We start from the raw sequence: 13,262 nt of genomic DNA on the forward strand, positions 1-13,262 counted from the left end.
TGGATGGTCCGTGCCGCTCAGAGCGCGTCGGTGTCTGTTTCGCCGGTGCGGATGCGCACGGCCTGATCGATGCCGTAGACGAAGATCTTGCCGTCGCCGATCTGCCCGGTCTTGGCCGCGCCGGAGATCGCCTCCACGGCCTTGTCGACGAGATCGGTGCTGACAGCGACCTCGATCTTCACCTTGGGAAGAAAGGAAACGGCGTATTCCGCGCCGCGATAGATTTCCGTGTGACCCTTCTGCCGCCCGTAGCCTTTGACTTCGGTGACAGTCAGGCCCTGGATCCCGACGGCGGTTAGCGCTTCGCGCACCTCGTCGAGCTTGAACGGCTTGATGATTGCCATCACGATTTTCATAAGGTTTCACCCTTCGCTTTTGCGGGTCCCCCGCGTTTGCCGTGACATCGCCGGTCTGCCTGGGCAGCCGAGGAGTGCCAAAGGTGAATCAAGCCGCGTGCCAGTTGCCCCGGCGCGCAGTTAACTGATTGTAAATACGTGAAAAATTCTGAGACCGGCCGACCGCCGTTCGCAGGTGCAGCAACACAATTGCCTATAAATTAGGCAATTGCACAGTATCGACTATTTCTCGCGCGGCGTGCGAAGGCGCACCAGCCCTTCCTGGGCGGTGGAGGCGATCAGCGCACCGTCGCGCGCATAAAGAAAACCCCGCGAGAAGCCTCGGGAGCCGATCGAATTGGGGCTGTCCTGCGTGTAGAGCAGCCAGTCGTCGAGCTTGTGCGGGCGATGGAACCACATTGCGTGGTCGAGGCTCGCCATCTGGATTTCGGGATCGAAGCCGATGCGCCCATGGGCGAAGGTCGACGTGTCGAGCAGGGTCATGTCCGACAGGTAGGCGAGGATGGCGGCCTGCAACCGCCGGTCGTCCGGCACCTCGCCGCTGGCGCGCACCCAGACATGCTGGCGCGGCGGCAGCTTGTCGCGCGTGGTGTAGTGCTCGATGTTGACGGGCTTGATCTCCAGCGGCCGCTCGCGCGCCCAGAACTTGCGCACCGATTCCGGCACAGTGTGGCCGGTTTCCTGAAGCAGCTCGATCTGTGAATGCAACTGTTCGGGGCCGGGTACGTCGAGCGGCATCGGCATCTGGTGCTCGAGCCCGTGCTCCTCGATCTGGAACGAGCATTCGAGCGAGAAGATCGCATGGCCGTGCTGGATCGCAGTGACGCGCCTCGTGGTGAAGGAGCCGCCGTCGCGCAGGCGGTCGACCTCGTAGACGATCGGTACCGCAGGATCGCCCGGCCTCATGAAATAGCAGTGCAGGGAGTGAACATAGCGCTCGCCATCGACGGTGCGCTGGGCTGCCACCAGCGCCTGCCCGATGACCTGGCCTCCGAATACGCGCTGCCAGCCGACCTTATGGCTGCGACCACGATACAGGTTGTGTTCAAGCTGCTCGAGGTCGAGTATGTCGAGAAGCTCCTGCATGGCCTGCGTCATCTGGTCTGTCCCCGGCAATGAAAGTCATCCGGGTTTCGACAGTTCGGCGGAACAAGTCAAGCGCGGGAGGGTTCCTGCGGATGGAAACGGAAGGGATGCGCGATGCCGGCTCGGCCCAGAAAAGATGACGACGCCCGCCTCGACGTGATCGTCGCCGGCGCCGGCTATGTTGGGCTCGCGGTCGCGGTCAGTATTGCACAGGCAAGCCCGCACCTTGCGATCGCAGTGGTGGATGCGGCCCCTGCCGGGGTCTGGCAGAAGGACGGTCGCGCTTCGGCGATTGCCGCGGCCGCCACCCGCATGCTCGGGCAACTTGGGTGCTGGGACGAGATCGAGCCCAATGCACAGGCCATGACCGAGATGGTCGTGACCGATTCACGCACTGCCGATCCGGTGCGGCCCGTATTCCTCACCTTCGACGGCGAGGTGGCGCCCGGCGAAGCCTTCGCGCACATGGTCGCGAACCGGCACCTCAATGCCGCCCTTCGACGCCGCGCTGCCGAACTCGGCATCGACATCATCGAAGGGGTGGGCGTTTCCGGCTTCGAGGCGGGTGCGCAGGAAACGCTCGTGCATCTTGCCGACGGCGTGACGTTTCGCACGCGGCTGCTGGTGGCCGCCGACGGTGTGCGGTCGCGGCTGCGCGACATGGCCGGCATCAGGACGGTGAACTGGGAGTACGGCCAGTCGGGCATCGTCTGCACGGTCGAGCACGAGCGGCCGCATATGGGCCGCGCCGAAGAGCATTTTCTGCCCGGCGGGCCATTCGCCATACTACCGCTCAAGACCGGCGAAGACGGGCGCAACCGCTCTTCCATCGTCTGGACGGAGCGGACGCAGGACGCAGAGCGGCTTGTATCCGAGGACGAGATCGTCTTCGAGGCCGAGCTGGAACAGCGCTTCGGCCTCAAGCTCGGCGAGATCAGGGTTGCGGACAAGCCCCGCGCATGGCCACTCGGGCTGACGCTGGCCCGTGATTTCGTGAAGCCGCGATTCGCGCTGGCGGGCGATGCCGCGCATGGCATCCACCCGATCGCCGGGCAGGGCCTCAATCTCGGCTTCAAAGATGCGGCAGCACTTGCGGAGGTCGTGGTCGAAGCCGACCGGCTCGGGCAGGACATCGGCGCGCTCGACGTGCTGGAGCGCTACCAGCAGTGGCGGCGCTTCGACACGCTGCAGATGGGTATTACCACCGATGTGCTGAACCGGATGTTCTCCAACGATTTCGGCCCGCTGCGCGCGGTGCGCGATTTCGGGCTGGGCATTGTCGAGCGCATGCCGCGGATGAAGGACTTCTTCATCCGCCAGGCGTCTGGACTGTCGGAGCACGCGCCGCGCCTTCTGCAGGGCGAGCCGATCTGATCAATCGTGGATGGAATAGGCTTCGCGCACCTCCACGTGGCCGGTGCGGGCCAGCGGCAACCTGCCTGCGATCTGGACAGCCTCCTCCATATCCCGCGCCTCGATCACGATCAGGCCGACAATCTGCTCCTTGGTTTCCGCGAACGGCCCGTCGGTGATCATGGGCTTGCGGCGACGGCTGCGCACCGTCTTGGCCTCATCGGGCAGGCGCAGCGCCTGTGCCAGGAACAGTTTGCCCTGGTCCATCAGTTCGCGGTCATAAGAAAGCGAATCGGCCTGCATAGCGCTGTGTTCGGCCTCGCTCATCTGCGCGAAGGCTTCCTGGGTATGATGGATCAGGCAAACGAATTTCATCGTGCATCCTCCGTTGTCGGCGTTGCATTCACGCGCGACAGCCGACCGTCGCCATCGTGTAATATCGATGCCAGCGTAAATCCCAGCAGCGCGAAAGCGAGAATCGCGAGACCAGTTCCGGCAAAGTTCCTCCGGTGGGCGCCGCGTGGTTCCTCAGCCAGTTTCCGCAAATGATCAGTCATCGGCAACAGGTCCATGATGTCGTCTCCCTTTTGCCGCGCCGGAATGGCGCGCCTGACTGGAGACGAGGTGACGCGGGACGAGTCGACATTTTTGCACGAACATTTTTTGGTGCTTGCGCGCCACCGCCGACGATTGCGATGACCAACGGGTTGCGGGGAGGCGCGACCTTGGCTAACCGAAAGCCATGAGCCTCGAATCTGTCAGCACCTTCTTCGCCGAAAAAGCCCCGGACATTTCCGTCATCGTTACCGAGCAGAGCTCTGCGACGGTCGATCTCGCAGCGACCGCGCATGGGGTCGAGCCAGCGCAGATCGCCAAGACCATCTGCCTGCGCGTGGGCGAACAGCCCATGCTGGTAGTGGCTGCCGGAACCGCGCGGCTGGACAACAAGAAGGCCAAGGCCGTTCTTGGCGGCAAGCCGCGCATGCTGGGCGCGGAAGAGGTCGTCGCCCTGACCAGCCATCCCATCGGCGGCGTCTGCCCGTTCGGGCTGCCACAGCCCTTGCCGGTCTACTGCGACGTATCGCTCAAGCGCTTCGAGGAGGTCGTGCCTGCTGCCGGCGCGATCAACGCGGCGGTGCGCATCGCGCCGGACCGGCTGGCCGCCCTGACGGATGCGCAATGGGTCGACGTCTGCCAGTAGGCAAGTTTCTGTCGCATCATGGAACGCCGGGGCCTGCTGCCCTATGTTGAAGCGGAACCGTCGCGTCCGCGGCGGCAACGCAGCTCAATTTGCCAGGGAGACCACCATGGATCGACACGCAACCGCGGTATGGAAGGGTAATCTGAAGGAAGGCACGGGTGCCATCGACCTTCAGAGCGGGGCCTTCTCAGCTCACCCATATTCATTCAAGGCCCGTTTCGAGGACGAACAGGGCAAATCGGGCACGAATCCCGAGGAACTGATCGCGGCTGCCCATGCCGGCTGCTTTGCCATGCAGCTTTCGCATTTTCTGGCGGAGAACGGCACCCCGGCTGAAAAGCTGGAGGCGAAGGCCGTCGTCACCCTGGTACCCGGCACCGGCATTACCGGCAGCGCGCTGACGCTTGTCGGCGCGGTTCCAGGTATCGACGAGGCCAAGTTCAAGGAGCTGGCAAACAAGGCCAAGGAAGGCTGCCCGGTTTCCAAGGCGCTTGGCGCCATCGACGTCACCCTCGACGCTCGCCTTGCCTGACCGATCTCGCGGGCGCGGCCGTCGGCTGCGCCCGCGACATATTCGGCAATGCTAATCGGTTGGTCCCGCAACGTAAGAACGTCTTTCCGGGCCACTTCGAAACCAAAAACCGTGCTGCCGCGCTAGAATTACACCGGAAACGCAACATCCGGGAGGAACGTATGCTGCAGACAAGGGAGGCGCGCACGCTGCGCCCAGCCACTGCTTCGTCGTCATTGAAACTGACCGACATCACCGCGAAGGCCGCGCGGCTTGCCGCCTTCGACGATCACGAACAGATCTGGCTCGGTCAGGACGACGAACGTGGTCTCACCGCCATTGTCGCGATCCACAATACCGCGCTTGGACCTGCATTGGGTGGCACGCGGGTGTGGCCGCACGCGACGTTCGACGCCGCACTCACCGACGCGCTGCGGCTTTCGTGCGGCATGACCTTCAAGTCTGCCATCGCGCGCATGCCGTTCGGCGGCGGCAAGGCCGTCATCAAGGCGGATTCGAAGACTGAAAAGACCCCGGCAACGCTCGAGGCCTATGCCGAGATGCTGGCGGCCCTGAACGGCCAGTACTACACCGGCGAAGATGTCGGGCTGACGCTGGATGACGCCAACTTCCTGCGTGAACGCACGCCGAATGTGTCCGGCACCACCGTTGGCGGCAGCGGCAACCCTTCGCCCGTTACGGCGCTCGGGACGTTTCTAGGCGTCAAGGCTGCGTTGAAGCACGCGCGCGGTTCGGATGCCGTTTCAGGCCTGCGTATCGCCGTCCAGGGGCTGGGCTCCGTTGGCTGGTCGCTCTGCGAGCAGCTTCACAGCGAAGGCGCGTCGCTGATAGTCGCCGACATCGATGCGGCGCGCGTAGCCAAAGCCGGGGAGGCTTTCGGAGCCGAGGTGGTGGAGACGGAGACGATCGTCGCGGCTGAGGCCGATCTTTTCGCACCATGCGCGCTGGGCGGCGTGCTTTCGGCCGACACGATCCCGCATATGAAGGCACGCATTGTCGCAGGTGCGGCCAACAACCAGCTCGCACGCCATGAGGATGCGGCCCATCTGATGCGGCGCGGCGTGCTGTACGCGCCCGACTACGTCATCAATGCCGGCGGCCTCATCAACGTGGCCGCCGAGCTTGCGCCGGAAGGCTACGACCGTGCGGAGGTCATGCGGCACGTGGCGCTTATCCCTGAGACACTGACAGACATTTTCCAGCGCGCCGAGGCCGAACAGCGGCCCACCAACGACATCGCGCAGGCAATTGCCGAAGAGCGTATCGCGCAGGCGCGCGCGGCCTGACAAATTCGTTCAGGGGAACCGGACGGGTGACCGCACACAGAAGGCGGCCCCGGACGGTCATCTTTTGTTCGTGACTATTCTGTCGCGAGTGCTTTTCCGGATTTCCGGCATCAGGCCGGTGACGATCGAATCCGGCGTGAACGGGCCGACATGCTTCCAGGCGATGCGGCCATCCTTGCCCACGAGAAACGTCTCCGGCACGCCGTAGACGCCCCAGTCGATCGCGGCTCGGCCATTGCCGTCGACTCCGATCTGCGCGTACGGATTGCCGAGTTCGCCCAGAAAGCGCCGGGCGTTTTCCGGTCTGTCCTTGTAGTTGAGGCCGGCTACGACGATGCGGGGATCCTGCGCCATCTGCATCAGCAGCGGATGCTCCTGCCGGCAGGGCGCACACCACGAAGCCCAGACATTGACCAATGTCACCTTGCCCTCGAACCGGGTCGAATCGAGACCGGGCAGGCCGGTACCGTCCAGCGGGGGAGGGACGTTTGCGGCGCCTCGGCGCCGATGAGTGCTGACGGGACCACTGAGTTGTCGCGGCCGGAAAGAAGCTGGGCGAGAAAGATCGCAGCAAGCGCCATGAAAAGCCCAAGCGGCAGCAGGGCCAGCCAGAGCCGCCGCGACCTGGGCCGGGCGCTTTCCGTTTCGGTGCTCATTGCGCGGCCGGCCTCGCGTCAGAGCGGCGGCGGATGCCTGCCGCCTCGAGCCGGGACAATTCACGCTTGCGGTTGCGCTGGTCGATCAGAATCCAGCCGATCAGGCCAAGGATCACCAACGCGGAGATACCATAGGCGGCAGAGACGTAGAGGGCATGCGCGCTCACGAAGCGGTCCTTTCCGCGTCGGCCGACCGGACTGCCAGCCGCCGCATCGCGATAACCCGGCGTCGCCAGATTTCCGTTCGCATTGTCATCATGTGCAAGGTGAAGAACAGCAGCGTGAAGCCGAGCGCACAGACAAGCAGCGGCCACAGCAGCGTCGGATGGATCGTCGGGCCGTCGAGCCGGATGACGGACGCCGGCTGGTGCAGCGTGTTCCACCAGTCGACCGAGAACTTGATGATGGGAATGTTCACGAAGCCGACCAGCGTGACGATCGCCGCAGCGCGCGCTGCGGGAAGGATCGTCGAGCGCGCGCGTCAGCGCGATGATGCCCAGATACATCAGGAACAGGATGAAGACGGAGGTCAGGCGCGCGTCCCAGACCCACCATGTGCCCCACATCGGCTTGCCCCAGATCGAACCGGTGGCGAGTGCAAGCAGCGTGAACGCGGCGCCGACGGGTGCGGCTGCCTTCAGCGAGACGTCGGCCAACGGATGCCGCCAGACCAGCGTGCCGAGCGCCGAGACGGCCATCAGCGAGTAGCACATCATCGCCAGCCACGCGAACGGCACATGCAGGTACATGATCCGTACGGTTATGCCCTGCTGGTAGTCTTCGGGTGCTGCGAAACCCATCCAGATGCCGGCCGCCAGTGTCAGCGCCGAAAGCGCTGCCAGCCACGGCACGAGCCGGTCGGCCAGCGCGACGAAACGGGTCGGGTTGGCTAGGTCGATCCAGCGTGTTGTCTGTGCGGTTGCGGTATCGCTCATGCGCTTTTCTTAGGCTCACGCTCGGGCGCTTGCAATTGCGGCGCATCAAACTCGCGTGAGTGTCTTCGCCGCACGGTCGTCAGTCGGACCCGCCCTTGAGAGCCAAAGCGGCTGCAAACGGCCCGATCACGGCGAAGAACAACGTCAAGGCGGCAAGAATGAGGAAGGGAGGGAGGAATGGATCGGGATCGTTGACCGCGCCGTAGGCTGCGGACACCCCGAAGATCAGCACGGGTATGGTCAGCGGCAGGACAAGCACCGATACAAGCAAACCGCCGCGCGGCAGAGCGACCGCGACCGCGGCTCCGACCGCGCCGATGAAGGCGATGGCCGGCGTGCCGACGAGCAGCGTCAGCGTCGTCGCACCGATCCCCAGCGGGTCCATGTTCATGAACAGGCCAAGCAGAGGCGAGGCGACCACCAGCGGCAGCACCGCCGCCGTCCAGTGCGCGAGGCATTTGACGAAGACGCTCAGCGCCAGCATGTGACGGCCTTCCGCCAACAGGATCACGTCCAGCGCGCCGTCCTCGCGCTCTGCCTGAAACAAACGGTCGAGGCCGAGCAGCGAGGCCAGAAGCGCGCCGATCCACAGGATGGCGGGGCCGATGCGGGCCAGCAGGTTGAGGTCCGGTCCGACACCGAACGGAACGACGGCCACCACGGCGAGGAAGAACAGGATGCCGACCAGCGCCCCGCCGCCGGCCCGGATGCCAAGGCGAAGATCGCGGACGAAGAGGGCTAGCATGGGGCTTCATGCCCTGGTCTGGGTAGGCAAATAGCAGCCTTGAGCCCTATGTTGCCCCCTCTGTCCTGCCGGACATCTCCCCCACGAGGGGGAGATCGGCAGCTTAGCGCGCACCGTTCCTACTGCAACGCCGGCGATTGGCGAAAGCCGCGCGGCCGGCTGATCTCCCCCTCGTGGGGGAGATGTCCGGCAGGACAGAGGGGGCAACGTAGGGAGCCGTCATTCCCGGTGCTCTCCCATCTTCAAAGCCTTCGCCCCTTCGAGCCCCAGCGGCAGGTGGGTGGCGGCGAGGATGATGCCGCCGTCCTCGAGATGCGCCCGCATCAACGCGGCGAATTGCCCTTCAGAAGCCTTGTCGAGCCCTGCCGTCGGTTCGTCTAGCAGCCAGACCGGACGGTAGCTGACAAGCAGCCTGGCAATCGCGATGCGCCGTTTCTGTCCGGTGGAGAGGTAGCCGTAAGGCAGGTGGCCGATCTGCGGAAGGCCCACCATGTCCAGCGCTTCGTCGATCGGAAGATGCGGCTCGCCGGCAAAGTCCTGCCAGAAATGCAGGTTCTCATCCACGCTCAGCGCTGTCTTCATCGCGTTGGCGTGGCCGAGATAGTGGCAGGCCGAGGCTATGTCTGGCCATTGCTCGCCGCCACCGTCCAGCCGAATCAGGCCGCCGCTTGCCGGCAGGAGGCCGGCGACAATGCGCAGCAGCGTCGACTTGCCGGCGCCGTTCGGGCCGGTCACGACGAGGCCTTCGCCCTCTCCGATGGCAAAGCTTACATCGGAGAAAACCGGCTCTCCGCCGCGTTCTCCCGCCAGGTTCTCGGCAATCAGCCGCATGCCTTCCAGTTCTCCGGCTGCGCCGGACCACCCGGTGCGATGCAGCAAATTCACCCCAAAGCGCTCTAGAACTATTCTACGAAATTCTCTATATGCGGGGCAACCGTGCCAGCGGTCGGCACGGGAACCATATTGCGCCGAACCAGCGCGCGCGCCGCCTTGAACGGCCGGGTCGCACGGGAACGGACAGCGGAAATGACCGTACCCGCACCTTTGCGCGTGATGAGCATGCACTGGCGTCCGTTACCCAATCGGCAACCGAACGTTAGGGATCGCACGTGTCACAATCACTCGACAGCTTCAATTGCCGCAGGACGCTCAATGCGGGCGGTGCGGAATACACTTATTTCAACCTCGTCGAGGCCGAAAAGAATGGCCTGACCGGCATTTCCAAGCTGCCCTTCTCGATGAAGGTGCTGCTTGAGAACCTGCTGCGCAACGAGGACGGCCGCTCGGTCACCAAGGAGAGCATCTCGGCGGTTGCCGCCTGGCTTACCGACAAGGGCACGGCCGGCGTCGAGATCGCCTACCGGCCGGCGCGCGTGCTGATGCAGGACTTCACCGGCGTTCCGGCCGTCGTCGACCTTGCCGCGATGCGTGACGCGATGGCCTCGCTGGGCGGCGATCCGCAGAAGATCAACCCGCTCGTTCCCGTCGATCTCGTCATCGACCACTCGGTCATCGTCGACGAGTTCGGCACGCCGCTGGCGTTCGCCCGCAACGTCGAGCTCGAATACCAGCGCAACGAGGAACGCTACAAGTTCCTGAAGTGGGGCCAGCAGGCGTTCCGCAACTTCCGCGTCGTACCGCCCGGCACCGGCATCTGCCACCAGGTCAACCTCGAATATCTTGGCCAGGTCGTCTGGACCAAGGATGAAGAGGGCGAGACGGTCGCCTACCCTGACACCTGCGTCGGCACCGACAGCCACACCACCATGATCAATGGCCTCGGCGTTCTTGGCTGGGGTGTGGGCGGCATCGAGGCCGAGGCTGCCATGCTTGGCCAGCCGGTTTCCATGCTGCTGCCGGAAGTGATCGGCTTCCGCCTCACCGGCAAACTGAAGGAAGGCGTGACCGCGACCGACCTCGTGCTGACCGTCACGCAGATGCTGCGCAAGAAGGGCGTCGTCGGCAAGTTCGTCGAGTTCTTCGGTCCGGGCCTGTCCTCGATGACGCTGGCGGACCGCGCGACGATCGGCAACATGGCGCCGGAATATGGCGCAACCTGCGGCTTCTTCCCGGTCGACAACGAAACGCTGCGCTACCTGACGACCTCGGGCCGCGACGAGGATCGCATCGCGCTGGTCGAGGCCTACTCCAAGGCTCAGGGCATGTGGCGCGAGGACGGCATTGCCGATCCGGTTTTCACCGACACGCTGGAGCTCGACTTGGGCGCCGTGGTGCCGTCGATGGCCGGCCCCAAGCGGCCGGAAGGGCGCATTCCGCTGGAAGACATCGCATCCGGCTTCGCCAAGTCGCTGGAGACCGAATACAAGAAGACCGTCGACGTCTCCAAGCGCTATGCCGTCGAGGGCGAGGATTTCGACCTCGGCCACGGCGATGTGGTGATCGCGGCGATCACCTCCTGCACCAACACATCGAACCCTTCGGTGCTGATCGGCGCGGGCCTGCTTGCGCGCAACGCCAACCGCGTCGGCCTCAAGCAGAAGCCGTGGGTCAAGACGTCGCTCGCGCCCGGCTCGCAGGTGGTGGCCGAGTATCTCGAAAAGTCCGGCCTCCAGAAGGAGCTCGACCAGATCGGCTTCAATCTCGTCGGCTTCGGCTGCACGACCTGTATCGGCAATTCCGGCCCGCTGCCGGTGCCGATCTCCAAGACCATCAACGACAAGGGCCTTATCGGCGCGGCCGTGCTCTCGGGCAACCGCAACTTCGAAGGCCGTGTGTCGCCCGACGTGCAGGCGAACTACCTCGCCTCGCCGCCGCTGGTGGTCGCACACGCGCTTGCCGGCACGGTGACCAAGGACCTGACCACCGAGCCGCTCGGCGAGGGCGCCGACGGCCAGCCGGTCTATCTCAAGGACATCTGGCCGACCACGCAGGAAATCCAGGAGTTCATCGAGAAATACGTCACGCGCGAAATCTTCGCCACGAAGTATGCCGACGTGTTCAAGGGCGACGAGAACTGGCAGAAGGTTCAGGCACCGTCCGGCGAGACCTATGCGTGGGACGACCAGTCGACCTACGTGCAGAACCCGCCTTACTTCGTGGGCATGGGCCAGAAGGCGGACGCGACAGCTCCGGTCAAGGGCGCTCGCATTCTGGGCCTCTTCGGCGACAAGATCACCACCGACCACATCTCCCCGGCCGGTTCGATCAAGGCTGCGTCGCCGGCTGGCAAGTATCTCACCGACCACGGCGTCGGCGTTGCCGACTTCAACCAGTACGGCACGCGCCGCGCAACCATGAGGTGATGATGCGAGGCACCTTCGCCAATATCCGCATCCGCAACCACATGCTCGGCGAAAACGGCAAGGAAGGCGGCTTCACGATCCACTATCCCTCCAAGGAGGAGATGTCGATCTACGATGCGGCCATGCAGTACAAGGCCGAGGGCGTGCCACTGGTGATATTCGCCGGCGTCGAATACGGCAACGGTTCGTCGCGCGACTGGGCTGCCAAGGGCACCAACCTGCTCGGCGTTCGCGCCGTGATCGCGCAGTCGTTCGAGCGCATCCACCGCTCCAACCTCGTCGGCATGGGCGTCGTGCCGTTCACGCTGGACGAGGGCACGAGTTGGGCGTCGCTGGGCCTGAAGGGCGACGAGACCGTCACCATTGACGGGCTCGAGACCATCAAGCCGCGCCAGAAGATGGTGGCCAAGGTGACCTATGCGGACGGCACGGTGAAGGACGTTCCGATCCTTTGCCGCATCGATACGCTCGATGAGCTGGACTACTTCAAGAACGGCGGCATCCTGCAGTACGTTCTGCGCGATCTCGCCGCGTAGTCACCAGCCGGGAAACGAAACGCCAAGCGCCTCGGTTTCATCGTTGATGATGCCGAGGCGCGCTTCCATCGCCGCAATTTCCTCCTGCGTGATGGTCCTACGGGCCTCGATCTCCAGGAACAGCTGCTCCAGGCCGCCCGGCGTCACGGTGGCGAACATCTGGCCTTCCTCGTCACTGATATTCACCCAGCCATGACGCACATGCGGCGGCAGCACCACAACCGAGCCGGGTGGCGCGTCGAACTCGTCGTCACCGCAATGGAAGCGATAGAGGCCGCGGATCACACGAAAGACCTCGGTCTCGCGCGTATGTGTGTGCGGTGCGGGGCCTTTTCCGGGTGGCGTGAACGTCTCCCACATGCCGAAGGCGCCGTCGGTCTCGGCAGCAGTGGCATGCACGATCATGCGCGCGCCGAAGGGCGTTCGCCCAATGCGCTCACTGCCCGGTATCGATACGACTGCGCTTGTGAAGCTGGACATGGGAACGACCTCTCCGTGTCATCCCCGATCATACCATAGTTGCGGCAAGGCGACGCTTACTGCAAAGGGGCCTGCAGGTTCATCCGGCCGACTGAATGGGTGGCCGTGCGAGCCGGGCATCGCCTGCGGCTCCATATCGCGCAACGGCTGCCAGCAGCACGCCCAGAAGGAGCCCGTTGAGCGTGTGCCAGAGGAAATGCGTGCCGAGCGGCATGGCTTCGCACACATGCGGGTCGAGTGCACGGAAGCTGACGGATACGACGAAGATGCCGGCGGCTGCCAGGTTGTACCAGCCGGCCGGGTGTCCGCTTCGCAGAACCAGCAGACCGAACACGAATAGCGCCAGGAAAGGCGGCAGATAGCCGGTCGAACCGTTGGAGGCGTCACGCAGCCAGTCTGGCACGAGCGCCGTGAAAACGCCGGCTACGACATAGAACGCCACGAACGCCATCAGTGACGACAGCCAGGGCAGGCCCATGAATCGGCGCAGGTTGAACAGGGTATAGGCAAGCGTGAAGCCGGCTATCGGCAGGATGTCGGCCCACATAGTGAGCCGGGTGGCGAAGGTGTGGAACAGGAAGGAGCCGACGCCGATCGCCACTACCCACCAGCAAAGCAATTCCGAGAAGGCGTCTTTCCCGCGCCGCCGCGTTGCGTAAAGGCCCCACAGCCCGGCCATCACGAAAGCGAGATTGGTCAGTGCATTGACGGGCTCTGACCAGAATTCCGGCCCGGTACGTTCGCAATAGAGGTCGAAACGGATCTGCAGATCGTCAAACATTCGCGGCTCCGAAGCACAGCATTGAAGATTGGTACAAAAATTTCACCGCAAC

The 13,262-nt window shown here is 64.3% G+C and carries 13 protein-coding genes and 3 pseudogenes; 5 read left to right on the plus strand and 11 right to left on the minus strand.

Annotation, left to right across the window (positions count from 1 at the left end):
- Window positions 1-17: 17 nt before the first annotated feature.
- Window positions 18-356, minus strand: coding sequence for a P-II family nitrogen regulator (locus HK436_RS09415; protein ID WP_173189112.1), 339 nt, complete (start codon window positions 354-356; stop codon window positions 18-20).
- A 222-nt stretch (window positions 357-578) separates the two neighbouring features.
- Complete coding sequence (gene tesB, locus HK436_RS09420; protein WP_173189114.1) at window positions 579-1,454, minus strand: acyl-CoA thioesterase II; 876 nt, start codon at window positions 1,452-1,454, stop codon at window positions 579-581.
- Between the two features lie 102 nt (window positions 1,455-1,556).
- Here tesB and HK436_RS09425 point away from each other — a divergent pair, with 102 nt between their 5' ends.
- Complete coding sequence (locus HK436_RS09425; RefSeq protein ID WP_173189116.1) at window positions 1,557-2,816, plus strand: ubiquinone biosynthesis hydroxylase; 1,260 nt, start codon at window positions 1,557-1,559, stop codon at window positions 2,814-2,816.
- Here HK436_RS09425 and HK436_RS09430 read toward each other — a convergent pair whose 3' ends face one another.
- Entirely contained in the window at window positions 2,817-3,122 is a 306-nt protein-coding gene (locus HK436_RS09430) for a YciI family protein (protein WP_244648630.1), read from the minus strand.
- Between the two features lie 44 nt (window positions 3,123-3,166).
- Entirely contained in the window at window positions 3,167-3,367 is a 201-nt protein-coding gene (locus tag HK436_RS09435) for a hypothetical protein (protein WP_173189120.1), read from the minus strand.
- Between the two features lie 170 nt (window positions 3,368-3,537).
- On the opposite strand from HK436_RS09435, the gene HK436_RS09440 reads away from it, so the two are divergent.
- The 3 genes from HK436_RS09440 to HK436_RS09450 all read left to right on the plus strand — a co-directional run bounded on the left by HK436_RS09440 (window position 3,538) and on the right by HK436_RS09450 (window position 5,814).
- A complete protein-coding gene (locus HK436_RS09440; protein ID WP_173189122.1) occupies window positions 3,538-3,996 on the plus strand; it encodes a YbaK/EbsC family protein in 459 nt (152 codons plus the stop codon).
- A 106-nt stretch (window positions 3,997-4,102) separates the two neighbouring features.
- On the plus strand, window positions 4,103-4,528 hold the full coding sequence (locus HK436_RS09445) for an OsmC family protein (RefSeq protein WP_173189123.1): 426 nt from the start codon (window positions 4,103-4,105) through the stop codon (window positions 4,526-4,528).
- Between the two features lie 161 nt (window positions 4,529-4,689).
- The gene (locus HK436_RS09450) at window positions 4,690-5,814 is read left to right on the plus strand and encodes a Glu/Leu/Phe/Val family dehydrogenase (protein ID WP_173189125.1); all 1,125 of its coding nucleotides are present in this window, start codon (window positions 4,690-4,692) and stop codon (window positions 5,812-5,814) included.
- Window positions 5,815-5,871: 57 nt separating this feature from the next.
- Here HK436_RS09450 and HK436_RS09455 read toward each other — a convergent pair.
- The 5 genes and pseudogenes from HK436_RS09455 to ccmA form a co-directional block, all read right to left on the minus strand.
- A pseudogene (locus HK436_RS09455) lies at window positions 5,872-6,470 on the minus strand (DsbE family thiol:disulfide interchange protein).
- Window positions 6,467-6,637, minus strand: coding sequence for a heme exporter protein CcmD (gene ccmD / locus HK436_RS32340; protein WP_173189127.1), 171 nt, complete (start codon window positions 6,635-6,637; stop codon window positions 6,467-6,469). Before ccmD ends, HK436_RS09455 begins: the two are co-directional and overlap by 4 nt.
- Window positions 6,634-7,405: pseudogene (locus HK436_RS09465) on the minus strand (heme ABC transporter permease). The gene ccmD and the pseudogene HK436_RS09465 overlap by 4 nt, the downstream one beginning before the upstream one ends.
- Before the next feature lie 79 nt (window positions 7,406-7,484).
- A complete protein-coding gene (gene ccmB / locus HK436_RS09470; protein WP_173189129.1) occupies window positions 7,485-8,150 on the minus strand; it encodes a heme exporter protein CcmB in 666 nt (221 codons plus the stop codon).
- Between the two features lie 219 nt (window positions 8,151-8,369).
- A complete protein-coding gene (gene ccmA / locus HK436_RS09475; protein ID WP_173190068.1) occupies window positions 8,370-8,981 on the minus strand; it encodes a heme ABC exporter ATP-binding protein CcmA in 612 nt (203 codons plus the stop codon).
- A 278-nt stretch (window positions 8,982-9,259) separates the two neighbouring features.
- On the opposite strand from ccmA, the pseudogene acnA reads away from it, so the two are divergent.
- Window positions 9,260-11,949: pseudogene (gene acnA, locus HK436_RS09480) on the plus strand (aconitate hydratase AcnA).
- Here acnA and HK436_RS09485 read toward each other — a convergent pair.
- Window positions 11,950-12,429, minus strand: a complete 480-nt coding sequence (locus tag HK436_RS09485; RefSeq protein WP_173189131.1) for a cupin domain-containing protein — start codon at window positions 12,427-12,429, stop codon at window positions 11,950-11,952.
- A 79-nt stretch (window positions 12,430-12,508) separates the two neighbouring features.
- Window positions 12,509-13,210, minus strand: coding sequence for a ceramidase domain-containing protein (locus tag HK436_RS09490; protein WP_173189133.1), 702 nt, complete (start codon window positions 13,208-13,210; stop codon window positions 12,509-12,511).
- Between the last annotated feature and the right edge of the window lie 52 nt (window positions 13,211-13,262).

This window comes from Neoaquamicrobium sediminum, assembly GCF_013240295.1.
Taxonomy (GTDB): Bacteria; Pseudomonadota; Alphaproteobacteria; order Rhizobiales; family Rhizobiaceae; genus Aerobium; species Aerobium sediminum.